Below are 25,010 nucleotides of genomic sequence, written 5' to 3' on the forward strand. Positions count from 1 at the left end.
GAATTATGCTCGCCTGAATGAATTTTATATTCCATTATAGTGCGTTTATTATGAATTAAAAATTCCAGAGGTAAATAACATGAATCTAGGCTCTCTTGTTTCTGAAACGCGTAACCCGCAAACCATGGATCTTGATGCACTGTCCACGCTGGAGCTGGTAAACCGCTTTAATCAACAGGATACCCTCGTCGCGCTGGCAGTCAAAGAGACATTGCCCGAGGTGGCGAAAGCCGTAGACGCCGCTGCCGACGCTCTGAAAGCAGGAGGACGCATTATTTATATGGGGGCGGGTACCAGTGGGCGCCTCGGTGTGCTGGATGCCTCAGAATGTCCCCCGACGTTTGGCGTTCCGCACGGTCTGGTCGTTGGCCTGATTGCCGGTGGCCCCGGCGCGCTGCTGAAAGCGGTGGAAGGGGCAGAAGACAATAAACAGCTTGGGGAAGACGATCTCAGGGCGCTGAACCTGACCGCGCAGGATCTGGTCGTCGGGCTGGCGGCTTCTGGTCGTACGCCGTACGTCATTGGTGGGCTGGAATACGCCAGACAGACGGGATGTACCACGGTGGCCATCTCCTGTAACCCGGGTTCGCCGATTGCGCAGGTGGCCGCCATTGCCATCTCTCCGGTCGTCGGGCCGGAAGCGCTCACCGGCTCCACGCGCCTGAAATCCGGAACCGCACAGAAGCTGGTGCTCAATATGATCTCCACCGGCGCGATGGTGAAATTTGGCAAGGTCTACCAAAACCTGATGGTGGATATGCAGGCCACCAACGTCAAGCTGGTGGACAGAGCCTGCCGCATGGTGATGGAAGCGACAGGCGCCAGTCGTGAAGAGGCGGAAAAGGTGCTTCAGCAGACCGATCACGATGTAAAACCCGCCATTCTGATGATATTAACCGGGCTGGATGCAGCCGCGGCCAGAGCCAGGCTTGAAGCCCATCACGGGTTTTTACGGGCGGCATTAGAACATCAATAAGAGGCGTTTATGGACAAAACAGCAGCGCTCGCCAGCGACATCCTGCTTGGGATCGGTGGGGAAAAAAATATTCAGCGTCTGGAAAACTGCATGACGCGTGTACGCGTCGAGGTGTACAACGACGAAAAGCTTGATTTAACGCGCCTGAAGCAGCTCCCCGGCGTGAGCGGGTACGTTAAACAGGGGCAACAGCACCAGCTGATTGTCGGTCCGGGCAAAGCGGCGCAGGTGGTTGATGCCATGCGCGCCCTGATGACGGGCAGTGAAACGGCTCCCGCCTTTGACGACGCGGAACGCACCAAAGCGCAGGCGAAAGCCAAATACAAAGCCCCCATGAGCGATGCGCTGCGCCAGCTGGCAAACGTCTTTATTCCTCTTATCCCGGCGTTTATCGCGTCGGGGCTGATCACCGGGATTATCAATATCCTCAAGCGTCCGGATATTGTCGGGAATTTCGCCACCCAGTATCCGAACCTGCTGGGTATTCTGGCGATTTTCGGCAGCGCGGTGTTTGCCATCATGAATATTCTGGTGGGGGTGAACACGGCCAAAGTGTTCGGCGGCTCGCTGGCGATGGGCGGCGTAATGGCGGGTATCCTCTCCAGCCCGCAGCTGGCGCAGATTACGCTGTTTGGCGAGGCGCTTCAGCCTGGCCGCGGTGGGGTGATTGCCGTGCTGCTGGTGGTCATTCTGATGTGCTGGATTGAGAAAAAGCTACGCGCGTTGCTGCCAGGCTCGATTGAACTGATCCTCAACCCGCTGCTGACCACATTGATTACCGGGAGCGTGGCGATTGTGGCGCTGCAACCGTTAGGCGGCGCGATCTCTGAAGCCATCGCCCACGGCGCGTCTCTGGCGATCGATCGCGGCGGGCTGCTGGTGGGGGCCGTGCTGTCCGGGACCTTCCTGCCGTTAGTGCTGACCGGTCTGCATCAGGGGCTGGTGCCGATTCACGTCGAACTGGTACAGGCGCACGGCTATAACGCCCTGCTGCCGATCCTGTCGATGGCGGGCGTTGGGCAGGTCGGCGCGGCCATCGCGGTGCTGATGAAAACCCGCAACGCGCGTTTAAAAAAGGTCATTAAAGGGGCGCTGCCGGTCGGGTTGCTCGGTATCGGCGAGCCGCTGATTTTCGGCGTGACCTTGCCGCTGGGTAAGCCGTTCCTGGCCGCTTGTCTCGGTGGGGCGGTGGGCGGGGCGTTAATCAGCTACTGGAAAGTGGCGACCGTCATTACCTTCGGGATCTCCGGGTTACCGCTGGCATTAACCATCGTGACCGGAAAAGTGATGCTCTATCTGTTAGGCTATCTGGTAGCGGTGATCGCCGGGTTCCTGTTTACCTGGCTGTTAGGATTCAACGACCCAGAGGAGTAAGGTTTGGCCAGTCACGAGCGTCGCGTTGTCTTTTTTGATCTGGATGGAACGCTGCATCAGCAGGATATGTTCGGCACCTTTATGCGCTACCTGCTACGGCGCCAGCCCCTTAACGCGTTGCTGGTATTACCCCTGTTACCCGTTATTGGCATCGCGCTGCTGGTGAAAGGCCGTGCAGCGCGCTGGCCGATGAGCCTGCTGCTCTGGGGATGCACGTTTGGTCATAGCGAAGCGCGCCTCAAGCAGCTCGAACAGGATTTTGCGCACTGGTTTCGCGGGCACGTCGCCGCGTTTCCCGTGGTACAGGCGCGCCTGACCAGCTATCTCGACGCCAATGATGCCGATATCTGGCTGATTACTGGCTCCCCGCAGACGCTGGTGGAGCAAGTCTATTTTGATACGCCCTGGCTGCCGCGCGTAAATCTTATCGCCACGCAGATCGCGCGCGGCTACGGCGGCTGGGTGCTCACCCTGCGCTGCCTCGGACATGAAAAAGTGGTGCAGCTGGAGAAACGCATCGGTACGCCGCTGCGTCTTTACAGCGGCTACAGCGACAGCAAGCAGGACAACCCGCTGCTCTATTTTTGCCAGCACCGCTGGCGCGTCACGCCTCTGGGCGAACTTCAGCAACTCGAATAGTCTTATCTGTACCGGCTGTGTATAATGCCGCCCGCTTTTCGACTGGAGTATCAGCCCTTGTCCAACCCTGAACACAATCATGAATACTGGATGCGCCATGCGCTGGCGCTGGCTCAGCGCGCCTGGGAAGAGGGCGAAGTGCCCGTGGGCGCGGTACTGGTCCATAACAATCAGGTGATTGGGGAAGGGTGGAACCGTCCGATTGGCCGTCACGATCCTACCGCGCATGCTGAAATTATGGCGCTGCGTCAGGGCGGACTGGTGCTGCAAAACTATCGTCTGCTTGATACCACCCTGTATGTCACCCTTGAGCCGTGCGTAATGTGCTCCGGGGCGATGGTGCACAGCCGAATCGGTACGCTGGTGTTTGGCGCGCGGGATGAAAAGACGGGCGCTGCTGGTTCACTGATGGACGTACTTGGGCATCCGGGGATGAACCACCAGGTGAAAACTATCGGCGGGGTACTTGCACCAGAATGTTCGGGTCTGTTAAGTGACTTTTTTCGAATGCGTCGGCAGCAGAAAAAGCAACAAAAGGCAGAATTGAAACCGCAGGGTGATTAAGCTCTTCCGGTGCGACCACCGGATAGCTTTCAGCCAGCTGTTGCGCCTCGGCCGCCTCTTTTTCTTTCTCCAGCAGATATCCCACCAGGCTTATCTGATACTTACGAATATTTTCCACGTAGGCATACGCTTCATGGCCGCGCGCATAGCCATACGTCAGCTTCTGGTACCACTGTTTCTGGCTAAGCAGCGGCAGGCGCTGTTTTACATCTGACCAACTGTCCGGGTTACCTTTGGTTTTCGCCGTCAGCGCCCGCGCGTCGAGCATATGCGCATACCCCATGTTATAGGCGGCTAGCGCAAACCAGATCCGCTCCCCTTCCGGGACCGTCTCCGGCACTTTCGCCATCATATCCTGTAAATACTGCGCGCCGCCGCTGATGCTCTGTTCCGCATCGGTCCGGTCGCTGATGCCGAGGCTCTGGGCGGTATTTTTGGTGAGCATCATCAACCCGCGCACGCCCGTGGGGGAGGTGGCCTGAGCATCCCAGTGCGATTCCTGGTAGGAAATTGCCGCCAGCAGCTTCCAGTCAATCTCCTGGGCGTACTTCTCAAACAGCGGTTGCAGGTCCGGCAGCACGCTGTCCACCGCGCGCAGGAAGGTGCGGGTGTCAACGTAATCAAAATCGTCCCCGTGACCGAGATATTTCTCTTCCAGACGCGCCAGGGTGCCGTCTTCATTGATGGAATTAAAGAAATCGAGCATGGCCGCAGAGACGGTTTGATCGTCGTCCAGCTGGGTAAACCAGGTCACCGGCTGTTCGTCGGTCACATCCAGCGCCACGGCGATTTCAGGATGAACGCGCTGGAAAAGACTGATCGCCACCGAATCAGCAATGGTATAGGCCAGCTTTTTATCTTTTACCTGCTCCAGCAATTCGGTCGTGCCGAGTTTAGGATCGACCGTCCAGCTGAGGTTAGGGTATTTTTTCTCTTTCAACGCCCGCAGATCGTCAATCACCACATGGCCTGGCGCAATGGTCAATTGCTGGTCGGTGATGTCGGCCAGTGAGCGCGGGCGCAGGCTACCCACACGATAAACCACCTGCTGCGACACGGAGTAGTAGGTCGGGCCCGGCTGATAGTTTTTGCTGCGTTCGCTGTTGTACACCAGACCTGCGGCGAGAATATCGGCACGGTCATGGTCCAAATCATCAAACAGCTGGTTGATGTTCTGCCGCACGGTAACTTTCAGCTTCACGCCCAGATAGTCCGCAAACAGCTGTGCCAGTTCGTAATCAAGACCGATGGTTTTACCGTTGATATCGTCGTAAATAAGCGGGGAGGAGAGGGTACTGACGCGCAACTCCCCCCGCTCCTGAATGGCGGCGATACGGTTTTCGGCCTTGCCGAACCAGGGGATAGACGGCCAGAGGGCCACTGCCAGCAGCAACGTAACAATGCCGATGAGCAGATAATTAATCTTTAATTTTTTCAATTAGTTAATTCTCTGCGACGCCGGTTGCCTCAGTGTGCTGTAGTCATGTTAAGAGTAGAGTTTGCCATTGATTGAGCGGCATTTTGCGCAAAGTAGCGCCAGTTGGCAACCAATTAGAGAGACAGGTCACATCTATTGTTAAACATAAAGGTTGATTTTATTTCGACGCAAACGGTTTCGTCGGCGCTCAGGATTCTCTATAATGACGCCCGTTTTCCCCCCTTGCGCACACTGTAAGCGCCCCGGCGCTTCGAAGACGAGAGACTTATGATGGAAATTCTGCGTGGTTCGCCTGCACTGTCTGCCTTCCGTATTAACAAACTGCTGGCACGTTTTCAGGCGGCCGACCTTCCGGTAAGCAATATTTACGCTGAGTATGTCCATTTTGCTGACCTGAATGCCCCCCTGAATGCAGAGGAGCGCGTACAGCTGGAACGTCTGCTTAAATATGGCCCAAGCCTGAGCAGCCATACGCCGACCGGCAAATTAATCCTCGCCACGCCACGCCCTGGCACCATCTCCCCCTGGTCTTCCAAAGCAACAGACATCGTTCACAACTGCGGTCTGAACCAGATTAACCGTCTGGAGCGCGGTGTGGCGTACTACGTGGAAGCCTCTACCCTGAGCGACGCGCAGTGGCAGGCGGTTGCGGCTGAACTGCACGACCGCATGATGGAGAGTGTGTTTGACTCTCTGGATGATGCGCAGAAACTGTTCTCCCACCATCAGCCTGCGCCGGTACAGAGCGTGGATCTGCTGGGGCAGGGGCGTCAGGCGCTGATCGACGCAAACCTGCGTCTTGGTCTGGCACTCGCAGAGGATGAAATCGACTACCTTCAGGATGCATTCGTTAAGCTGAATCGCAACCCGAACGACATCGAACTGTATATGTTCGCGCAGGCCAACTCCGAGCACTGCCGCCACAAGATTTTCAACGCCGACTGGATTATCGACGGCGAACAGCAGCCGAAGTCGCTGTTCAAAATGATCAAAAACACCATGGAGCAAACCCCTGACCACGTGCTGTCTGCCTATAAAGACAACGCCGCGGTGATGGAAGGTTCCGAGGTGGGCCGCTTCTTCGCCGATCGCGAAGCAGGGCGCTATGACTTCCATCAGGAGCCTGCGCATATCCTGATGAAAGTGGAAACCCACAACCACCCGACGGCGATCTCCCCATGGCCGGGTGCGGCGACCGGCTCCGGCGGTGAAATCCGTGACGAAGGGGCGACCGGTCGTGGTGCAAAACCAAAAGCGGGTCTGGTCGGTTTCTCCGTCTCCAACCTGCGTATCCCGGGCTTTGAACAGCCGTGGGAAGAAGATTTCGGCAAGCCAGAGCGCATCGTGACCGCGCTGGATATCATGACCGAAGGCCCGCTGGGCGGCGCGGCGTTTAACAACGAATTTGGTCGTCCGGCGCTGAACGGTTACTTCCGTACCTATGAAGAGAAAGTGGACAGCCACAACGGCGAAGAGCTGCGCGGCTATCACAAACCGATCATGCTGGCGGGCGGGATCGGCAACATCCGTGCCGATCACGTGCAAAAAGGCGAGATCGTCGTCGGCGCGAAGCTGATCGTGCTCGGCGGCCCGGCGATGAACATCGGTCTGGGCGGCGGTGCGGCCTCTTCGATGGCCTCCGGCCAGTCTGATGCGGATCTCGATTTCGCCTCCGTGCAGCGTGACAACCCTGAGATGGAGCGTCGCTGTCAGGAAGTAATCGACCGCTGCTGGCAGCTGGGCGATGCTAACCCGATTCTCTTTATCCACGACGTGGGAGCGGGCGGTCTGTCCAACGCCATGCCGGAGCTGGTGAGCGACGGCGGCCGCGGTGGTCGTTTCAACCTGCGTGACATCCTGAGCGATGAGCCTGGCATGAGCCCGCTGGAAATCTGGTGTAACGAATCCCAGGAGCGCTACGTGCTGGCCGTTGCGGCGGATCAGCTGCCGCTGTTTGACGAGCTGTGCCGCCGCGAGCGCGCGCCGTATGCCGTCATCGGTGAAGCGACCGAAGAGCAGCACCTGACTCTGAGTGACACCCATTTCGACAACCAGCCAATCGATCTGCCGCTCGACGTTCTGCTCGGTAAAACGCCGAAGATGACCCGCGACGTAACCACCCGTAAAGCGGCGGGCAAAGCGCTGGATCGCCAGGGCATCACCGTGGCACAAGCGGTCAACCGCGTGCTGCACCTGCCTGCTGTGGCAGAGAAAACCTTCCTGGTGACCATCGGCGACCGCACCGTGACCGGTATGGTATCCCGCGATCAGATGGTTGGCCCGTGGCAGATCCCGGTCGCTAACTGCGCCGTGACCACCGCGAGCCTCGACAGCTACTACGGCGAAGCGATGGCGCTGGGCGAACGCACCCCAGTGGCGCTGCTGGACTTCGCCGCCTCTGCACGACTGGCGGTTGGTGAAGCGCTGACCAACATCGCGGCGACGCAGATTGGCGACATCAAACGTATCAAACTTTCCGCGAACTGGATGGCCGCCGCCGGTCACCCTGGTGAAGACGCCGGCCTGTATGAAGCCGTGAAAGCGGTGGGTGAGGAACTGTGTCCTGCGCTCGGCCTGACCATTCCGGTGGGTAAAGACTCCATGTCGATGAAAACCCGCTGGCAGGAAGGTAACGAGCAGCGCGAGATGACCTCTCCGCTGTCGCTGGTGATCACCGCGTTTGCGCGCGTGGAAGACGTACGTCATACCGTTACGCCGCAGCTTTCCACTGAAGATAACGCCCTGCTGTTGATTGACCTCGGCAAAGGCCATAACGCCCTTGGCGCCACCGCGCTGGCGCAGGTTTACCGCCAGCTCGGCGATAAGCCAGCCGACGTGCGCGACGTCGCCCAGCTGAAAGGCTTTTACGACGCAATTCAGGCGCTGGTTGCGCAGCGTAAGCTGCTGGCCTACCACGACCGTTCCGATGGTGGCCTGCTGGTGACGCTGGCAGAGATGGCCTTCACCGGTCACTGCGGCGTTGAAGCAAACATTGCTACGCTTGGCGAAGACCGCCTGGCGGCGCTGTTTAACGAAGAGCTTGGTGCGGTCATTCAGGTACGCGCCGCAGATCGCGACGCGGTAGAAGCGATTCTGGCGCAGCACGGTCTGGCAGACTGCGTACACTATCTCGGTAAAGCGGTGCAGGGCGACCGTTTCGTGATTGAAGCCGACGGCCACGCGGTGTTCAGCGAAAGCCGCACCACGCTGCGTATGTGGTGGGCGGAAACCACCTGGCAGATGCAGCGCCAGCGTGACAACCCGGAATGCGCCGATCAGGAACACAACGCGAAGGCGAACGACAACGATCCTGGCCTGAACGTGAAGCTCAGCTTCGACATAAACGAAGACATTGCCGCGCCGTACATTGCGACCGGTGCGCGTCCGAAAGTGGCCGTGCTGCGCGAGCAGGGCGTTAACTCCCACGTTGAGATGGCGGCGGCCTTCCACCGGGCGGGCTTTGACGCCATCGACGTCCACATGAGCGACCTGCTGGCCGGGCGTACCGGGCTGGATGATTTCCAGGCGCTGGTTGCCTGCGGAGGGTTCTCCTACGGTGACGTGCTGGGCGCGGGCGAAGGCTGGGCGAAGTCTATTCTGTTCAACAGCCGCGTGCGTGACGAGTTCGAAACCTTCTTCCATCGTCCGCAGACGCTGGCGCTGGGTGTGTGTAACGGCTGTCAGATGATGTCTAACCTGCGCGAGCTGATCCCGGGCAGCGAAGCCTGGCCGCGCTTTGTGCGTAACCAGTCTGACCGCTTCGAAGCGCGCTTCAGCCTGGTAGAAGTAACCCAAAGCCCGTCTCTGCTGTTGCAGGGAATGGTGGGTTCGCAGATGCCAATCGCGGTTTCGCACGGCGAAGGTCAGGTTGAAATGCGTGATGCGGCGCACCTGGCTCAGCTTGAAAGCAAAGGACTGGTAGCGCTGCGCTTTGTTGATAACTTCGGCAAGGTCACCGAAACCTATCCGGCTAACCCGAACGGTTCGGCAAATGGCATTACCGCGGTCACCAGCGAAAGCGGTCGGGTGACCATCATGATGCCGCACCCGGAGCGTGTCTTCCGCACCGTGAGTAATTCCTGGCACCCGGAAAACTGGGGCGAGGACAGCCCGTGGATGCGCATTTTCCGCAACGCGCGTAAACAACTGGGTTAAGTTTCAACGCCCTGACTGTAGGCCCGGTAAGCGCGAGCGCCACCGGGCTTTTTTGTACCTGTCGCAAAATTGCGACAATCCTCTGGATTGAGTGTCTCCAATAAGAGACATATAAATTGTTGATTTATCTATGGCAGGACAGGTTTCCATTAAGGTGTTGCTTAATAGCGACACTTAGCCTGGAAATCATTCACCTGACAATCAATGCATTTTAATAATAAAACAATTATTAATCATAAGGATAGTATCAAAGTTTGCAATCTGGCACGCATGTTGCATAATAGTAGCCAGTGGCTCATTCACCTTCTTATGTCAGCCCCTTCGGGACGTGCTACATAAACTTCGAATGACGCACAAAAAGGTGCCTGCCGTCCAACTACTGATTATTGCAATGCTTTATCAGGCCAGGGCGAAACGTCGAGTTAGGCACCGCCTTATTCCATGACAAAGCCGGGTTTTTACCCGGCTTTGTTGTATCTGAAGGGCAGACTCAGTTACGCTCTCCTCAAACCCGGATGATGAGAGTAATGTGTTGAAACGCTGGCCCGCTTTCCCTCGCTCCCTGCGACAGCTCGTTATGATGGCCTTCCTGCTGATCCTGCTACCTTTGCTGGTTCTGGCGTGGCAGGCATGGCAAAGCCTGAATGCGTTAAGTGCCCAGGCGGCCCTGACTAACCGCACCACGCTTATTGATGCCCGCCGTAGCGAGGCAATGACCAACGCCGCGCTGGAGATGGAGCGTAGCTATCGCCAGTACTGCGTGCTGGACGACCGTACGCTGGAGAGGGTCTATCAGAACCAGCGTAAACGCTACAGCGAAATGCTGGATGCCCATGCCGGGGTCTTGCCGGATGACAAACTCTATCAGGCGCTGCGTCAGGATCTGAACGATCTGGCGCAGCTCCAGTGCAAAAACAGCGGTCCTGATGCCGCCGCCGCCGCCCGACTTGAAGCCTTCGCGAACGCCAATACGGAGATGGTGCAGTCCACCCGTACGGTTATCTTTTCCCGTGGTCAACAACTCCAGCAGGAGATTGCCGAGCGCGGCCAGTTCTTCGGCTGGCAGGCGCTGGTGCTGTTCCTCGTCAGCCTTGGGCTGGTACTGCTCTTTACCCGCATGATCATCGGCCCCGTAAAGGGGATCCAGCGGATGATTAACCGCCTGGGGGAGGGCAAATCTCTCGGGGATACGGTTGTTTTTAAAGGCCCGCGCGAGCTGCGCTCGGTCGGTCAGCGCATCATCTGGCTTTCTGAACGCCTGGCGTGGCTGGAATCGCAGCGTCACCAGTTCCTGCGCCATATCTCACACGAACTCAAAACACCGCTGGCCAGTATGCGTGAAGGCACGGAGCTGCTGGCAGATGAAGTAGCGGGGCCGTTATCCCCTGAGCAAAAAGAGATCGTGGCGATTCTGGATGCCAGTAGCCGCAATTTACAAAAACTTATTGAACAACTGCTGGACTATAACCGCAAGCTGGCGGATGGTGCTGTGGTGCTTGAAAGCGTTGAGATTGAACCGCTGGTGGACATGGTGATCTCCGCCCATAGCCTGCCAGCAAGAGCTAAAATGATGCATACCCAGGTGGATCTCAATGCGCCATCCTGCCTGGCAGAGCCGATGCTCCTAATGAGCGTACTGGATAATCTTTATTCCAATGCGGTGCACTATGGTACTGAATCCGGTACCATTTATATCAGAAGCAATAACAACGGTTCGCGGGTATTTATTGACGTAGCGAATACGGGAAGCCCGATTCCGGATGATGAAAAAACGATGATCTTTGAGCCCTTCTTCCAGGGGAGTCATCAGCGAAAAGGTGCGGTAAAAGGAAGTGGTCTGGGGCTGAGTATTGCCCGCGACTGCATACGACGCATGCAGGGTGAGCTTAACATCGTGAGTGATGAACGCGCCGATGTCTGTTTTCGTATCGAACTGCCTCTTGAGCCGGAAAAATCAATGAAATGAATAACAACCTGGTGAGTATGTCACACGTCTTTTACCGCGCACTGCGCGCGGTGTTTTCCAGCAAAAATGTGCGCCTCAGCCTGCCCTGCTTACTGCTGGCCGGCTGTGTAACCCATGCACCAAAAAGTGCGATTAGCCACAAACAGGAAGATAAATGGCCGCAAAAACAGCTGGCCGATTTCCTTTCAACACGTTGCGATGATATCTGGAGCCTGTCGGGGCGTGATGTTGAATCCAATCCGCTGTTCTGGCTGCGCGGAATAGACTGCGCCCAGCGGCTGGCGCCCGCCGAGGCCCGTGCCCAGGCGGCGATGCTGATGGACGATACCTGGCAGGACGCGTTTAAACGCGGGATCGTGATGGCGGATGCCAGAATCACGCCTGTCGAACGCCGTGCCAACGTGACGCGGCTGGATACTTACGTGATCAATATTCCCCCCCAGGTGCGCCCGGTCTATCAGCTCTGGCGGGACGGACAAACCCTGCAATTACAGCTGTCCGAAGAGCGTTTCCGCTACAGCAAATTGCAGCAGTCGAGCGACAGCGAGCTTGATGCGCTTCGCCAGCAGCAGGAGTCGCTGCGCGAGCAGCTGGAAACCACCACCCGCAAGCTTGAAAATCTGACCGATATCGAAAGACAGCTCTCGACGCGTAAGCCAGCAGGCAGCTATCTGCCCGATGGGTCGAAAGGCAACTCTGCCACGACGCCAGACAGTGAGACGCCGAAACAAGAGGATGTGAAGCCATGACAAGCCGTAAACTTGCCCATCTGTTACTGGTGGATGACGATCCCGGTCTGTTAAAGCTGCTGGGGATGCGTCTGGTCAGCGAAGGCTACAGCGTGGTCACCGCTGAAAGCGGGCAGGAGGGGCTGAAAGTGCTCAGCCGCGAGAAAATCGATCTGGTGATCAGTGATTTGCGCATGGATGAAATGGATGGCCTGCAACTGTTCACGGAGATCCAGAAGCAGCAGCCCGGGATGCCGGTGATTATCCTCACCGCTCACGGATCTATTCCTGATGCGGTGGCCGCGACGCAGCAGGGAGTATTCAGCTTCCTCACCAAACCGGTGGATAAAGACGCCCTCTATAAAGCGATCGACAGCGCCCTTGAGCACGCGGCGCCATCCGGCGACGACGCCTGGCGTGAATCCATCGTGACGCGTAGCCCTGTGATGCTGCGTCTGCTGGAACAGGCGCGGATGGTGGCGCAATCCGACGTTAGCGTACTGATCAACGGCCAGAGCGGGACCGGGAAAGAGATCCTGGCCCAGGCGATCCACAACGCCAGCCCACGCAGTAAAAATGCCTTTATTGCCATCAACTGTGGCGCGCTGCCGGAACAACTGCTTGAGTCTGAGCTCTTCGGCCATGCCCGCGGCGCCTTTACCGGCGCGGTGAGCAGCCGTGAAGGGCTGTTCCAGGCGGCTGAGGGGGGCACGCTGTTTCTTGATGAAATTGGCGATATGCCCGCGCCGTTGCAGGTTAAACTGCTGCGCGTGTTGCAGGAGCGAAAAGTGCGTCCGCTTGGCAGCAACCGCGATATCGATATCAACGTGCGTATTATTTCCGCTACCCATCGCGATTTACCCAAGGTGATGGCGCGCAACGAGTTCCGCGAAGATCTCTACTATCGACTGAATGTCGTCAACCTGAAAATCCCGGCGCTGGCCGAGCGTGCGGAAGATATCCCGCTGCTGGCAAATCACCTTTTGCGCCAGGCCGCTGACCGCCACAAACCATTCGTGCGCGCGTTCTCCACCGATGCGATGAAACGCCTGATGACAGCAAGCTGGCCGGGCAACGTACGCCAGCTGGTGAACGTGATTGAGCAGTGCGTGGCGCTGACGTCATCGCCGGTGATCAGCGATGCGCTGGTGGAGCAGGCGCTCGAGGGGGAAAACACGGCCTTACCGACGTTTGCGGAAGCGCGAAACCAGTTCGAGCTGAACTATCTGCGCAAGCTGCTGCAAATCACCAAAGGCAACGTAACCCATGCGGCGCGCATGGCCGGGCGTAACCGTACCGAGTTTTATAAATTGCTCTCACGCCACGAGCTGGAAGCGAACGATTTTAAAGAGTAATACCGCAAAATTCGCCTGAATATGATACTGTGAGCAACCGATTACGAGGCTGCTTACTGGCAAGAGTTTAAGGACCCACCATGAAAAAGATTGATGCGATTATTAAACCTTTCAAACTGGATGATGTACGTGAAGCGCTGGCAGAAGTAGGCATCACCGGGATGACCGTAACTGAAGTGAAAGGTTTTGGTCGTCAGAAGGGCCACACCGAGCTATACCGTGGCGCAGAGTACATGGTGGACTTTCTGCCGAAAGTGAAAATCGAGATCGTGGTAAGCGATGATATCGTCGATACCTGTGTGGATACCATCATCCGCACGGCGCAGACCGGTAAAATTGGCGACGGGAAAATCTTCGTCTTTGACGTGGCGCGCGTGATCCGTATCCGTACCGGCGAAGAAGACGACGCGGCGATTTAAAAAAGATTTGGTAGGCCGGGTAAGGCGCAGCCGCCACCCGGCGAAAAAAAAGCCCCTCGTTGAGGGGCTTTTTGCATTACAGCACTTTATGCGGGCCGAAACATTCGTAATGAATGTTGTCTTTATTCACGCCCAGGTCGACCAGCTGCTTCGCGGCATACTGCATAAACGCTACCGGCCCACAAACGTAGAACTGCATCCCCGGTGCGCTGAACGCCCCTTCATGCTGCCCTAAATTCATCAGGCCTTCGCTGTCGAAACGAGCCGCTGCGCGGTCGGCTTCCGTGGGTAAACGATACCAGGTATGCGCGGTAAAGTGTGGCAGACCCGCTCCCAGCGCTTTCACCTCGTCCGCGAAGGCGTGAACATCACCGTTCTCCGCCGCGTGGAACCAGTTAACCTGCGCGCTGTGGTTTGCTTTCGCCAGCGTATCCAGCATCGCCAGCATTGGCGTCTGACCCACGCCTGCGGAGATCAGCGTCACCGGGGTATTCGTTTCAACGGCCATAAAGAAATCGCCCGCCGGTGCCGCCAGATGGACCACGTCGCCCACGCTGGCTTCGTTATGGAGCCAGTTGGATACCTGACCACCTTCCTCACGTTTAACCGCAATGCGATAGCCTTTGCCGTCTGGCTTGCGGGTCAGGGAGTACTGGCGAATCTCCTGATGCGGGAAGCCTTCAGGCTTCAGCCAGACGCCCAGATACTGGCCCGGCTGGTAATCGGCAACTGGCTGACCGTCAACTGGCTCAAACTCAAAGCTGGTGATCAGTGCGCTGCGCGGGGTTTTCTCAACGATGCGGAAGGCGCGCGTGCCTTCCCAGCCGCCATTCTTGCTGGCGTTTTCGCTGTAGATCTGTGCTTCACGGTTGATGAATACGTTTGCAAGTACGCCATAGGCCTTCCCCCAGGCATCCAGTACTTCCTGGCCCGGGCTGAACATTTCGTCCAGGGTCGCCAGCAGGTGACTGCCGACGATGTTGTACTGCTCAGGTTTGATCTGGAAGCTGGTGTGCTTCTGCGCGATTTTTTCCACCGCAGGCAGCAGAGCCGGCAGGTTTTCGATGTTGCTGGCATAGGCGGCAATAGCGTTAAACAGCGCTTCGCGCTGATCGCCGTTACGCTGGTTGCTCATGTTGAAAATCTCTTTGAGCTCCGGGTTATGCGCGAACATGCGATCGTAGAAATGGGCGGTCAGTTTAGGACCCGTTTCAACCAGCAGGGGGATTGTGGCTTTCACGGTAGCGATGGTTTGGGCGTCGAGCATAGCAGCTTCCTTCTGATGTTACTTTAATGATGTATTTTATATACATCTTATAAAAATACCCCTGCAATGTAAATGGTTCTTTGCATCGTGAAAAATATGCATCACAAAGCTGAAAAGAAATCCGTTGAAAATGGTGAGAGCTTTATTGCTCAACCCTTGCGTGGCGTGGAGGTAAACGTTTGCGTAAAATCGTTTGTCAAGACCTGTTATCGCAGAACTATTCAGTTATACTGTTGCCCGTCGTCCAACAGGACTGCCTTTTCAGGCCAAAAATTTACTTGTTAGCTGAGTCAGGAGATGCGGATGTTAAAGCGTGAAATGAACATTGCCGATTATGATGCCGAACTGTGGCAGGCTATGGAGCAGGAAAAAGTACGTCAGGAAGAGCACATCGAACTGATCGCCTCCGAAAACTACACCAGCCCGCGCGTGATGCAGGCGCAGGGTTCTCAGCTGACCAACAAATATGCTGAAGGTTATCCGGGCAAGCGCTACTACGGCGGTTGCGAATACGTTGATATCGTTGAGCAGCTGGCTATTGACCGTGCGAAAGAACTCTTTGGCGCTGACTACGCGAACGTCCAGCCGCACTCTGGCTCTCAGGCTAACTTCGCTGTTTATACCGCGCTGTTGCAGCCGGGCGATACCGTTCTGGGTATGAACCTGGCGCAGGGCGGCCACCTGACTCACGGCTCCCCGGTTAACTTCTCTGGCAAACTGTATAATATCATCCCTTACGGTATTGATGAGTCCGGTAAAATTGACTACGAAGACATGGCGAAGCAGGCCAAAGAGCACAAGCCGAAGATGATCATCGGTGGCTTCTCTGCTTACTCCGGCATCGTTGACTGGGCAAAAATGCGTGAAATCGCTGACAGCATCGGCGCGTACCTGTTCGTCGACATGGCGCACGTTGCCGGTCTGATTGCCGCTGGCGTTTACCCGAACCCGGTTCCACATGCGCACGTTGTGACCACCACCACCCACAAAACCCTGGCGGGTCCACGCGGTGGGCTGATCCTGGCGAAAGGCGGTGACGAAGAGCTGTACAAAAAGCTGAACTCCGCCGTATTCCCAAGCGCCCAGGGCGGCCCGCTGATGCACGTTATCGCCGCGAAAGCCGTCGCGCTGAAAGAAGCGATGGAGCCAGAGTTCAAGGTTTATCAGCAGCAGGTTGCTAAAAACGCCAAAGCGATGGTGGAAGTGTTCCTGAATCGTGGCTACAAAGTGGTCTCTGGCGGGACTGAAAACCACCTGTTCCTGCTGGACCTGGTTGATAAGAACCTGACCGGTAAAGAAGCTGATGCAGCCCTCGGCCGCGCCAACATCACCGTGAACAAAAACAGCGTGCCAAACGATCCGAAGAGCCCGTTCGTGACCTCCGGTATCCGTATCGGTTCTCCGGCCGTAACTCGTCGTGGCTTTAAAGAAGCGGAAGTAAAAGAGCTGGCGGGCTGGATGTGTGACGTTCTGGACAACATCAATGACGACGCGGTTATCGAGCGCGTTAAAGGTAAAGTGCTGGACATCTGCGCACGCTTCCCGGTGTACGCATAATTCTCTGCGTTGCAGAACTGAAAAAGGCCGCTCATGCGGCCTTTTTTTATGGGCTAACGTCGATCGAGGGAGATGGCCCCCGGCCCGGTAATCGCCAGCAAAATAAATGCGCCAGCGATACTCACATTTTTGTAGAAGTTAATCATATTTGGCAGGACCGCATCGCCCGTCATATCCCAGTAGTGGTGACCAATCACCGCCGTTCCCAGCGTATAGAAGACAAAGATCACCGCGAGAGGGCGGGTGAAAAAGCCCAGCACGATTAGAATCGCGGCGGGGACTTCCATCACCACCGCAATAATCGCGGCCAGCATGGGCATGGGGGCGCCGAGCGACGTCATATACTGAACGGTGCCGCTAAACCCCGTCAGCTTGGGATAACCGAAAATAATAAACAGGACCACGATAGCAATGCGGGCAATTAAAAGCAGGAGAGAACGAGAGGAGCCGAAATCGAAATAACGTAAGCTGTTCATGGCAAACGACCTCTTCAGGCGATGTCTTATAAACGTAATACAGTTTTACCGCTCTCGCCATACGCTGTCCGGCTGGTGATGATGTTAATTTTTAGTTAATTTATAGCGCGCTAACGACTTGCTAAAGTCAGGGATTAACGCCAGACTATCGCCTCCATTTCGGGAGGGATTCATGGTCTTGCATTCCACGCGCTGGCTGGCGCTCAGCTATTTCACCTATTTCTTTAGTTACGGTATTTTTCTGCCTTTCTGGAGCGTCTGGCTCAAGGGAATTGGTCTGACGCCTGAGACCATTGGCATCCTGCTGGGCGCGGGGCTGGTGGCACGCTTCCTGGGTAGTCTGCTGATTGCGCCCCGCGTCAGCGATCCCTCCTTACTGATTAAAGCGGTGCGAATTCTGGCCCTGCTGACGCTGGTCTTTGCCGCCTGCTTCTGGGTTAGCCACCAGTTTGCCTGGCTGATGGTGGTAATGGTTGGCTTTAATCTGTTCTTCTCCCCGCTGGTGCCGCTGACGGATGCCCTGGCGAACACCTGGCAAAAGCAGATCACCATGGACTATGGCCGCGTGCGCCTGTGGGGATCGATTGCCTTCGTGATCGGCTCTGCGCTGGTCGGGAAACTGGTCAGCCTCTATGACTATCGTGCCATTCTGGCGCTGCTAACGCTCGGCATCGCCTCAATGCTGCTCGGTATGTTGCTGCGTCCGTCGGTGATGCCGCAGGGCGAAAGCCGCCATCAGGAGAGCGCCGGCTGGCCCGCCTGGCGCTCGCTGGTGGCGCAAAGCTGGCGTTTCCTGGCCTGCGTCTGTCTGCTTCAGGGGGCGCATGCGGCCTATTATGGCTTCAGCGCCATCTACTGGCAGGGGGCGGGTTACTCGGCTTCTGCGGTAGGCTACCTGTGGTCGCTCGGCGTGGTGGCGGAGGTTATTATCTTCGCGCTGAGCCAAAAACTGTTCCGTCGTTTCGGGGCGCGTGACCTGCTGCTGCTTTCCGCCGTGTGCGGCGTGGCGCGCTGGGGCATCATGGGCTGGACGACGGAGCTGCCGTGGCTGATTGTGGCGCAAATTCTGCACTGCGGAACCTTCACCGTCTGCCATCTGGCGGCGATGCGCTACATCGCGGCGCGAGAGGGTGGGGACGTTATTCGTCTTCAGGCGGTCTATTCAGCGGTGGCGATGGGCGGCAGTATTGCGGTGATGACCGTATTTGCCGGTTTCCTCTATCAGCACCTGGGGCACGGTGTGTTCTGGGTGATGGCGCTGGTCGCTTTACCGGCCATCGTTATTCGCCCTAAAGTCGCTGCTCGCACGTAACTACGATTCGAGCATTACGCGAATGTGTTCCTGCTGCTGCGTGTTCAGGGTCTCAACGGCATGAATGAGCGGCGGCGAGAACAGCGGCAGGGCGGTTGGATAAGGCGTAATAACCAGCGCCGCCTCGCGGGGCGCGCCCTCCTTCTTAAACGCCTCCAGGCTAAGATAACGAATATTGAGCGGCAGCAGCGTCAGCTCGCGAAGCTGCTGCTCAATTAACTCTTCACAGGCTTTATCTTCCCCCGTTAACAGGACCACCTGTTTTTCATGCAGATCGGTCTCCTGCATCAGCCAGGCACCAAAAATCACCGCCACCAGAGCCATCTCTTCACCGGAGAATCTCAGACCAAATTCGGCTTCCAGCTCAGACAGCGCCTCTTTAGTGGTGCGCAGCAGCCGGGGGTATAAACGGTGGATCTCTTCCGGCAGACTGTTGTCGATGCCGATGTCAAATAAGGAGCGGTCCAGCGCCTGAGCCAGATGAATATAAAGCTGATCGGTCAGACCTTGCTCATCGCTGAAGTTCATCCCGGTTTGTGCCCGGAAGCGGGCAATCATACGCACGATGGCGCGACGCAGGCGCTGATCCTGCTGGTGTTTATCCATCACCGGGTCGGGGGTGCGGAGCATCATAAAGAGCAGCGCCAGGAACAGCTGTTCATCGCTGTGCGTTCCCTGCGGGACGCGCCGTTTCCAGTGGCGGACAATTTCCTGCGCCGTAAAGTATTCCCCTCGGGACTGCGTCCAGCTGCGCTGAACGGGCGAAAACTCCGGCGTATTGCCCAGATGATGCTGAATCAGACAATATTGCAGATAGAGCTGTAAAAATTGTACGTCGCGGGACTCAAACTGGCGCTGAAGCTTGCGCGCACAAAAGTTGATAAGCGCCCGAAGGTTCGCATCGTCATAAAGCGGGCGGGCAATGCCGTGCTGTTTGAGCGCGGTTTTTAAGGCAGGGGTAAACTGTTGGGCGACAAAATGTGGACAGAGCCGAAGCGCCCTGCGCAGCCAGTGCAGCAGGCACAAACGTTGATTAAGGGCGGAACCCTCAATTCGGTAGCAGCCATCATGGTGCGTGACGATATCAAGCCGATGATAGCGCTGGATTTCATCGCGCGTCTCGGCTATATCTTGCCGTGCCATGACGTCGTCCACGCCGTTGGCAGCGATTATGCTCTGTGCGGTGACGGCAGCATCGGGCAGGTAAAGCATCAAAAGCACCTGGCAGCGGCGCTGCGAACTGGAAAGCACAGATGGAATTTCAAGCGTCGTCATCATCTGTCGGGTATCCAGTGTGAATGTTTGATAAGAATAGCTAAAGGATGGGCGCTGAAAAGCGCACCGGCAGGCCTTTCACTCAGGATTGCTGGCGAACATCACAGAATTTTTGACGTGAGGAACAGATGCAAATAGTTAAACAAAGCGCGGTAGCGTTATTTTTGGCGGTTTTCACTTTCGCCGCCGGCGCACATCCTCACAGTTTTATCAGCCTGAAAACCGAACTGGTGACGGACGGCACACAGCTCAGTGGCCTGAAGATGCACTGGACGATGGATGAAATCACCTCCGCCGACCTGCTGTACGATGCCGGAAACGCAAAGCCCGGCGATGAGATCTGGAAAAAGCTGGCGGCGGAGGTGATGGCCAACGTGCTGGGTCAGCACTACTTCACCGAGTTCTGGCACAACGGACAAAAGGTGAAATTTCTTAACCGTCCCACGGAGTACGGCATGACCCGCGAAGGTCATCAGGCGGTGCTTACGTTCGTGCTTCCGCTGGCGCATCCTCAGCCGCTGGCCGGGCAAACGTACCGCTTTTCCACTTTTGACCCTACCTACTATGTCGATATGCGCTATGACAAAGACAGCGACGTACGGCTGCCGGACGCGCTGCAAAAAAGCTGCAAAATTGGCGTGCACACCCCTAAACCCAGCGAAGAGACGTTGAACTTTGCGATCTCGCTGGATAAAGCAGATGCCCCGCCTGAGGACATGGAGCTGGGTAAACAGTTCGCACAGGAGGTGACGTTACAATGTCAGTGATCTCCTCTCCCGTCAGTAAGCCGCGTCGCTGGCTGCACCTCTGGCCTCTGGCGCTCTTTTTGTTGTTAGCGGTTGGCGGCGCGCTCTGGCTGTGGCAGGCATGGCCGCAGGTGATGGTGAAAAGCGTCCTCTGGCAGCGGGAAGTTAATCAGCAGATGAGCGTGCTGCTGAAAGCCGTGGCGGAAAATCCGACCAAAGCGGGCGGCGCTCTTCTGGCGTTCAGCTTTATCTATGGCGTGCTGCATGCCCTGGGACCGGGGCACGGCAAAATTGTCATCACGACCTGGCTTGCTACGCATCCGTCGAAGCTGAAATCGAGTATCGGCCTGACGCTGGCTTCTTCTTTCCTTCAGGGCGGTGTGGCGATTGCGCTGGTCGTGGTCGTCCTCTCGCTGCTACAGCTGCCGGCTCGCCAGCTGCATATGAGCAGCTTCTGGCTGGAGAAGGGGAGTTACGCGCTGGTAGGCGTGCTGGGGTTGATCCTCTGCTGGCGGGCGCTGAAAAAATTGCGCGCGTTGCTGCAAAAACCAAAATTCAAAGCCTTTACGCCGCATCACGTTCACCATGAAAACTGCGGGTGCGGGCATCAGCATCTGCCGACGCAGGAACAATTACAGAATGGTGACGACTGGCGTGCGCGTCTGATGATTGTGCTCTCAATGGGGATGCGTCCGTGCTCGGGCGCAATCATGGTGCTGTTGTTCAGCAAAGTGACAGGCGTATTTGGCTGGGGCATGCTCTCGGCGCTGGCGATGGCGGCGGGAACGTCTCTGACGATCTCTTCGTTAGCCTTGCTGGTGCACAGCTTCCGTCAGCTGGCGGTAAAACTCAGCGGCAATAAAACGCCGGTATTGTGGCGACAGGTTGGCTGGACGACGCTTGCGTTGGCGGGCGGGGTGATTCTGCTGGTGGCTGCGGTCACGATGTGGATGAGCGCGGTGCCGGTGGGAAGGGGGTTGCGGCCTTTCTAGCCGTATCTGAGGCGTGTTGTAGGCCCGGTAAGCGTAGCGCCACCGGGCTTAATAGACTGAATTAACGCTTCAGCGCATCGCTCAGTTCATCACGCATGTTTGCCAGCATGGCTTTAACAACGCGCGGGTTACCTGCAACGATGTTGCCGGTAGACATATAGTTATGGCCGCCGGTGAAGTCGCAAACAATCGCGCCAGCTTCACGTGCGATCAGCTCGCCCGCCGCGAAGTCCCACGGCTTCAGTGACAGCTCAAAGTAACCGTCAACGCGGCCGGTCGCCACGTAGGCCAGATCCAGTGCAGCAGAGCCAGTGCGACGGAAGTCCGCGCATTCGGTGAACAGCTTGCCCAGGATATTCATATAGGTGGTTGCGTGCTGCTTCGCCTTGAACGGGAAGCCAGTCGCCAGAATGGTGCCGTCGAGATCGCGTGCATTGCTGCAACGCAGACGGTAGCCGTTCAGCTGCGCGCCCTGACCGCGGGTTGCGGTGAACAGTTCGTTACGCATTGGATCGTAAACAACGGCGACTTCAGTACGGCCTTTGATGCGTACTGCGATAGACACAGAGAAGTGTGGCAGGCGTTTAACGAAGTTGGTGGTGCCATCCAGTGGATCGATAACCCATTGAACATCCTGATCGGTACCTTCATGTTCACCGCTTTCTTCGGTGATGATGGTGTGCTGCGGGTAAGATTTGCGGATCGTTTCGATAATAATCGCTTCTGCGGCTTTATCGACGTTCGTCACGAAATCATTGCTGCCTTTCTGGCTGGTTTCTACGGAGTCTGGGGTTTCGTAGTGTTTGGCAATTACATTACCCGCCTTGCGCGCTGCGCGCACGGCGATGGTCAGCATCGGATGCATCGGTCTCTCTCACTGGATGTTAAAGAACAGGAAAATCGGCGCAGAGTATAGCAGCGGGATCGGATTATGTCTCTCGTTTATGATAATATGCCCGAATATTCTTCAGACACTGAATCCAGACATCTAAAAATTATGCTGCAAAACATTCGAATCGTGCTGGTCGAAACATCGCACACCGGCAACATGGGCTCTGTGGCCCGCGCTATGAAAACCATGGGCTTAACGAACCTGTGGCTGGTTAATCCGCTGGTGAAACCCGACTCTCAGGCTATTGCTCTGGCGGCCGGCGCCAGCGACGTGATCGGGAATGCGCAGATCGTGGACACCCTGGACGAAGCCCTGGCCGGTTGCAGTCTGGTGGTGGGGACCAGCGCGCGCTCCCGTACGCTGCCCTGGCCGATGCTGGACCCGCGCGAATGCGGCCTGAAAAGTATCTCAGAAGCGGAACAGGCGCCGGTTGCGCTGGTGTTTGGTCGTGAACGCGTTGGCCTGACCAACGAGGAACTACAGAAGTGTCACTACCACGTAGCGATTGCCGCCAATCCGGAATACAGCTCGCTGAACCTGGCGATGGCGGTGCAGGTCATTGCCTACGAAGTGCGCATGGCATGGCTGGCGACGCAGGAGAAACCGGTCGAACCTAAAGAAGAGACGGCCTACCCGCTGGTGGACGATCTGGAGCGCTTCTACGGTCATCTGGAGCAGACGCTGCTCTCAACCGGCTTTATCCGTGAAGGCCACCCGGGTCAGGTGATGAACAAGCTGCGCCGTATGTTCACCCGCGCCCGCCCGGAAAGCCAGGAGCTGAACATTCTGCGCGGGATTCTGGCGTCGATTGAGCAGAAGAACAAAGCGTAGTGTCGATTTCCCCCTCTCCCCGTGGGAGAGGGCTGGGGTGAGGGCATCAGGCCGCACCTATATTATGAAGGCACAGAAGGTTAAATACCTGACTAAAACAGTCAAGTAAATAGTTGACCAATTTAGTCAGGAATGTCAGACTTGGCCCTGCTATGCAATACCCCCATTTTACAATAAAAAACCCCGGGCAGGGGCGAGTTTGAGGTTAAGTAAGACATGAGACTGACATCTAAAGGGCGTTATGCCGTGACCGCGATGCTGGACGTTGCGCTCAACTCCGAAGCGGGCCCGGTTCCGTTGGCTGATATTTCTGAACGACAAGGGATCTCCCTCTCTTACCTGGAACAGCTGTTCTCCAGACTGCGTAAAAATGGACTGGTGTCCAGCGTTCGTGGCCCGGGCGGCGGTTATCTGCTGGGTAAAGACGCGGGCAGTATTGCGGTTGGTGAAGTGATTAGCGCGGTTGACGAATCCGTTGACGCGACCCGTTGCCAGGGTAAAGGCGGCTGTCAGGGCGGCGATAAATGCCTGACCCACGCGCTGTGGCGCGATCTGAGCGACCGTCTGACCGGCTTCCTGAACAACATCACCCTCGGTGAGCTGGTGAATAACCAGGAAGTTCTGGATGTCTCTGGTCGTCAGCATAGTCAGGATTCACAGCGCAGCACCCGCACGCAGGACGCCATCGACGTTAAACTGCGCGCGTAATTAAAAAGATAAGTATTCAGAATCAGGCCGGGGTGGTCACACCCCGCGTACTCGGTCGTACATCCAGCCGGTTGCCTGATTCCTTGCATTGAAGCGATGTACGGAGTTTATAGAGCAATGAAATTACCGATTTATCTCGATTACTCCGCAACCACGCCGGTGGACCCGCGTGTTGCCGAGAAAATGATGCAGTGTCTGACCCTGGACGGAAACTTTGGTAACCCAGCTTCCCGTTCACACCGTTTTGGCTGGCATGCTGAAGAGGCGGTTGATATCGCCCGTAATCAGATTGCTGACCTGGTCGGTGCCGACCCGCGTGAAATTGTTTTCACCTCCGGTGCGACCGAATCCGACAACCTGGCGATTAAGGGTGCAGCCAACTTTTATCAGAAAAAAGGCAAGCACATCATCACCAGCAAAACCGAACACAAAGCCGTGCTGGACACCTGCCGTCAGCTGGAGCGTGAAGGGTTCGAAGTCACCTATCTGGCGCCACAGAGCAACGGCATTATCGATCTGAAAGAGCTCGAAGCGGCGATGCGTGATGACACCATTCTGGTCTCCATCATGCACGTCAACAACGAAATCGGCGTGGTACAAGACATCGCGACCATCGGCGAAATGTGCCGCGTGCGCGGTATCATCTACCACGTGGACGCGACCCAGAGCGTGGGCAAACTGCCTATCGACCTGAGCCAGCTGAAAGTGGACCTGATGTCCTTCTCCGGTCACAAAATCTATGGTCCGAAAGGTATCGGCGCGCTGTACGTTCGTCGTAAGCCACGTATCCGCATCGAAGCACAGATGCACGGCGGCGGTCACGAGCGCGGCATGCGTTCCGGTACGCTGCCTGTTCACCAGATCGTGGGCATGGGCGAAGCCTACCGCATTGCAAAAGAAGAGATGGAAACCGAGATGGCACGCCTGCGCACGCTGCGTAACCGTCTGTGGGACGGCGTGAAAGATATGGAAGAAGTGTATCTGAACGGCGATCTCGAGCAGGGCGCGCCGAACATCCTCAACGTCAGCTTCAACTATGTTGAAGGCGAGTCGCTGATCATGGCGCTGAAAGACCTGGCCGTTTCTTCCGGCTCTGCCTGTACCTCTGCAAGCCTGGAGCCATCCTACGTGCTGCGCGCGCTGGGTATGACTGACGAGCTGGCACACAGCTCTATCCGTTTCTCTTTAGGTCGTTTTACTACCGAAGAAGAGATTGACTACACCATCAAGCTGGTTCGTAACTCCATCGGCCGTCTGCGCGACCTTTCTCCACTGTGGGAAATGTTCAAGCAGGGCGTGGATCTGAACAGCATTGAATGGTCACATCACTAATCGGTACA

Annotated in this window: 21 protein-coding genes; 16 read left to right on the forward strand and 5 right to left on the reverse strand. The window is 56.7% G+C overall.

From position 1 onward, the window contains the following. The first annotated feature begins 79 nt into the window (after positions 1-79). The 4 genes from murQ to tadA are packed head-to-tail and all read left to right on the forward strand — an operon-like array spanning position 80 to position 3,553. Complete coding sequence (murQ, locus tag ACOTXL_RS03455; RefSeq protein WP_003860700.1) at positions 80-976, forward strand: N-acetylmuramic acid 6-phosphate etherase; 897 nt, start codon at positions 80-82, stop codon at positions 974-976. A 9-nt stretch (positions 977-985) separates the two neighbouring features. Then, positions 986-2,350, forward strand: a complete 1,365-nt coding sequence (locus tag ACOTXL_RS03460; protein ID WP_003860698.1) for a PTS transporter subunit EIIC — start codon at positions 986-988, stop codon at positions 2,348-2,350. Positions 2,351-2,353: 3 nt separating this feature from the next. Then, positions 2,354-2,989 (forward strand): phosphatidylglycerophosphatase C, encoded by a 636-nt coding sequence (gene yfhb, locus ACOTXL_RS03465; RefSeq protein ID WP_003860696.1) that lies wholly within the window; start codon positions 2,354-2,356, stop codon positions 2,987-2,989. A gap of 24 nt (positions 2,990-3,013) precedes the next feature. After that, positions 3,014-3,553 (forward strand): tRNA adenosine(34) deaminase TadA, encoded by a 540-nt coding sequence (gene tadA / locus ACOTXL_RS03470; protein WP_022651606.1) that lies wholly within the window; start codon positions 3,014-3,016, stop codon positions 3,551-3,553. On the opposite strand, the gene mltF is transcribed toward tadA, so the two are convergent. Then, positions 3,441-4,991: a membrane-bound lytic murein transglycosylase MltF gene (gene mltF, locus ACOTXL_RS03475; RefSeq protein ID WP_022651605.1), complete on the reverse strand. Its 1,551-nt coding sequence runs from the start codon at positions 4,989-4,991 to the stop codon at positions 3,441-3,443. The genes tadA and mltF overlap by 113 nt on opposite strands. A gap of 267 nt (positions 4,992-5,258) precedes the next feature. Here mltF and purL point away from each other — a divergent pair, with 267 nt between their 5' ends. The 5 genes from purL (at position 5,259) to glnB (ending at position 13,614) form a co-directional block, all read left to right on the forward strand. Then, complete coding sequence (purL, locus tag ACOTXL_RS03480; RefSeq protein ID WP_045349771.1) at positions 5,259-9,146, forward strand: phosphoribosylformylglycinamidine synthase; 3,888 nt, start codon at positions 5,259-5,261, stop codon at positions 9,144-9,146. A 532-nt stretch (positions 9,147-9,678) separates the two neighbouring features. Further along, positions 9,679-11,112: a two component system sensor histidine kinase QseE/GlrK gene (qseE, locus tag ACOTXL_RS03485; protein WP_032610263.1), complete on the forward strand. Its 1,434-nt coding sequence runs from the start codon at positions 9,679-9,681 to the stop codon at positions 11,110-11,112. Further along, positions 11,109-11,861, forward strand: coding sequence for a two-component system QseEF-associated lipoprotein QseG (gene qseG / locus ACOTXL_RS03490; protein ID WP_003860689.1), 753 nt, complete (start codon positions 11,109-11,111; stop codon positions 11,859-11,861). The genes qseE and qseG overlap by 4 nt, the downstream gene beginning before the upstream one ends. Then, complete coding sequence (gene glrR, locus ACOTXL_RS03495; protein ID WP_045343126.1) at positions 11,858-13,195, forward strand: two-component system response regulator GlrR; 1,338 nt, start codon at positions 11,858-11,860, stop codon at positions 13,193-13,195. Before qseG ends, glrR begins: the two co-directional genes overlap by 4 nt. Positions 13,196-13,275: 80 nt before the next feature. After that, positions 13,276-13,614, forward strand: coding sequence for a nitrogen regulatory protein P-II (gene glnB / locus ACOTXL_RS03500; protein WP_003860685.1), 339 nt, complete (start codon positions 13,276-13,278; stop codon positions 13,612-13,614). A gap of 76 nt (positions 13,615-13,690) precedes the next feature. On the opposite strand, the gene hmpA is transcribed toward glnB, so the two are convergent. Further along, the gene (hmpA, locus tag ACOTXL_RS03505; protein WP_023325074.1) at positions 13,691-14,881 is read right to left on the reverse strand and encodes an NO-inducible flavohemoprotein; all 1,191 of its coding nucleotides are present in this window, start codon (positions 14,879-14,881) and stop codon (positions 13,691-13,693) included. Between the two features lie 303 nt (positions 14,882-15,184). On the opposite strand from hmpA, the gene glyA reads away from it, so the two are divergent. Next, the gene (glyA, locus tag ACOTXL_RS03510) at positions 15,185-16,438 is read left to right on the forward strand and encodes a serine hydroxymethyltransferase (RefSeq protein ID WP_003860678.1); all 1,254 of its coding nucleotides are present in this window, start codon (positions 15,185-15,187) and stop codon (positions 16,436-16,438) included. Between the two features lie 53 nt (positions 16,439-16,491). Here glyA and ACOTXL_RS03515 read toward each other — a convergent pair whose 3' ends face one another. Continuing rightward, on the reverse strand, positions 16,492-16,914 hold the full coding sequence (locus tag ACOTXL_RS03515) for a DoxX family protein (RefSeq protein ID WP_003860675.1): 423 nt from the start codon (positions 16,912-16,914) through the stop codon (positions 16,492-16,494). Between the two features lie 172 nt (positions 16,915-17,086). Between ACOTXL_RS03515 and ACOTXL_RS03520 the strand changes: the two genes are divergently transcribed. Further along, the gene (locus ACOTXL_RS03520; RefSeq protein WP_003860673.1) at positions 17,087-18,226 is read left to right on the forward strand and encodes a 3-phenylpropionate MFS transporter; all 1,140 of its coding nucleotides are present in this window, start codon (positions 17,087-17,089) and stop codon (positions 18,224-18,226) included. Here ACOTXL_RS03520 and csiE read toward each other — a convergent pair whose 3' ends face one another. Beyond that, on the reverse strand, positions 18,227-19,504 hold the full coding sequence (gene csiE / locus ACOTXL_RS03525; protein ID WP_022651600.1) for a stationary phase inducible protein CsiE: 1,278 nt from the start codon (positions 19,502-19,504) through the stop codon (positions 18,227-18,229). 125 nt (positions 19,505-19,629) lie between these two features. On the opposite strand from csiE, the gene ACOTXL_RS03530 reads away from it, so the two are divergent. Together ACOTXL_RS03530 and ACOTXL_RS03535 are read left to right on the forward strand one after the other, a co-directional pair. Next, the gene (locus ACOTXL_RS03530) at positions 19,630-20,268 is read left to right on the forward strand and encodes a DUF1007 family protein (protein WP_022651599.1); all 639 of its coding nucleotides are present in this window, start codon (positions 19,630-19,632) and stop codon (positions 20,266-20,268) included. Continuing rightward, a complete protein-coding gene (locus tag ACOTXL_RS03535) occupies positions 20,259-21,239 on the forward strand; it encodes a nickel/cobalt transporter (protein ID WP_045349773.1) in 981 nt (326 codons plus the stop codon). Before ACOTXL_RS03530 ends, ACOTXL_RS03535 begins: the two co-directional genes overlap by 10 nt. Before the next feature lie 61 nt (positions 21,240-21,300). On the opposite strand, the gene suhB is transcribed toward ACOTXL_RS03535, so the two are convergent. Further along, positions 21,301-22,104 (reverse strand): inositol-1-monophosphatase, encoded by an 804-nt coding sequence (suhB, locus tag ACOTXL_RS03540; RefSeq protein ID WP_003860668.1) that lies wholly within the window; start codon positions 22,102-22,104, stop codon positions 21,301-21,303. A gap of 132 nt (positions 22,105-22,236) precedes the next feature. On the opposite strand from suhB, the gene trmJ reads away from it, so the two are divergent. The 3 genes from trmJ to iscS all read left to right on the forward strand — a co-directional run bounded on the left by trmJ (position 22,237) and on the right by iscS (position 25,002). Continuing rightward, positions 22,237-22,962 (forward strand): tRNA (cytosine(32)/uridine(32)-2'-O)-methyltransferase TrmJ, encoded by a 726-nt coding sequence (gene trmJ / locus ACOTXL_RS03545; protein ID WP_003860666.1) that lies wholly within the window; start codon positions 22,237-22,239, stop codon positions 22,960-22,962. A 216-nt stretch (positions 22,963-23,178) separates the two neighbouring features. Continuing rightward, positions 23,179-23,670 carry a Fe-S cluster assembly transcriptional regulator IscR gene (gene iscR / locus ACOTXL_RS03550; RefSeq protein WP_003860665.1) on the forward strand — a complete coding sequence of 164 codons (492 nt, stop codon included), beginning with the start codon at positions 23,179-23,181 and terminating at the stop codon, positions 23,668-23,670. A gap of 117 nt (positions 23,671-23,787) precedes the next feature. After that, positions 23,788-25,002, forward strand: coding sequence for a cysteine desulfurase (gene iscS, locus ACOTXL_RS03555; protein WP_045349775.1), 1,215 nt, complete (start codon positions 23,788-23,790; stop codon positions 25,000-25,002). Positions 25,003-25,010 lie beyond the last annotated feature (8 nt).

It is taken from the genome of Enterobacter cloacae complex sp. IR5402, from assembly GCF_049238125.1.
Taxonomy (GTDB): domain Bacteria; phylum Pseudomonadota; class Gammaproteobacteria; order Enterobacterales; family Enterobacteriaceae; genus Enterobacter; species Enterobacter hormaechei_C.

Excerpts from the sequence above, each read along its gene's own strand:
- murQ (WP_003860700.1), top strand. The coding sequence starts at position 80 with ATGAATCTAGGCTCTCTTGTTTCTGAAACGCGTAACCCGCAAACCATG.
- ACOTXL_RS03460 (WP_003860698.1), top strand. The coding sequence starts at position 986 with ATGGACAAAACAGCAGCGCTCGCCAGCGACATCCTGCTTGGGATCGGT.
- tadA (WP_022651606.1), top strand. The coding sequence starts at position 3,014 with ATGCCGCCCGCTTTTCGACTGGAGTATCAGCCCTTGTCCAACCCTGAA.
- purL (WP_045349771.1), top strand. The coding sequence starts at position 5,259 with ATGATGGAAATTCTGCGTGGTTCGCCTGCACTGTCTGCCTTCCGTATT.
- qseG (WP_003860689.1), top strand. The coding sequence starts at position 11,109 with ATGAATAACAACCTGGTGAGTATGTCACACGTCTTTTACCGCGCACTG.
- glrR (WP_045343126.1), top strand. The coding sequence starts at position 11,858 with ATGACAAGCCGTAAACTTGCCCATCTGTTACTGGTGGATGACGATCCC.
- glnB (WP_003860685.1), top strand. The coding sequence starts at position 13,276 with ATGAAAAAGATTGATGCGATTATTAAACCTTTCAAACTGGATGATGTA.
- hmpA (WP_023325074.1), bottom strand. The coding sequence starts at position 14,881 with ATGCTCGACGCCCAAACCATCGCTACCGTGAAAGCCACAATCCCCCTG.
- glyA (WP_003860678.1), top strand. The coding sequence starts at position 15,185 with ATGTTAAAGCGTGAAATGAACATTGCCGATTATGATGCCGAACTGTGG.
- ACOTXL_RS03515 (WP_003860675.1), bottom strand. The coding sequence starts at position 16,914 with ATGAACAGCTTACGTTATTTCGATTTCGGCTCCTCTCGTTCTCTCCTG.
- ACOTXL_RS03520 (WP_003860673.1), top strand. The coding sequence starts at position 17,087 with ATGGTCTTGCATTCCACGCGCTGGCTGGCGCTCAGCTATTTCACCTAT.
- csiE (WP_022651600.1), bottom strand. The coding sequence starts at position 19,504 with ATGATGACGACGCTTGAAATTCCATCTGTGCTTTCCAGTTCGCAGCGC.
- ACOTXL_RS03530 (WP_022651599.1), top strand. The coding sequence starts at position 19,630 with ATGCAAATAGTTAAACAAAGCGCGGTAGCGTTATTTTTGGCGGTTTTC.
- ACOTXL_RS03535 (WP_045349773.1), top strand. The coding sequence starts at position 20,259 with ATGTCAGTGATCTCCTCTCCCGTCAGTAAGCCGCGTCGCTGGCTGCAC.
- suhB (WP_003860668.1), bottom strand. The coding sequence starts at position 22,104 with ATGCATCCGATGCTGACCATCGCCGTGCGCGCAGCGCGCAAGGCGGGT.
- trmJ (WP_003860666.1), top strand. The coding sequence starts at position 22,237 with ATGCTGCAAAACATTCGAATCGTGCTGGTCGAAACATCGCACACCGGC.
- iscR (WP_003860665.1), top strand. The coding sequence starts at position 23,179 with ATGAGACTGACATCTAAAGGGCGTTATGCCGTGACCGCGATGCTGGAC.
- iscS (WP_045349775.1), top strand. The coding sequence starts at position 23,788 with ATGAAATTACCGATTTATCTCGATTACTCCGCAACCACGCCGGTGGAC.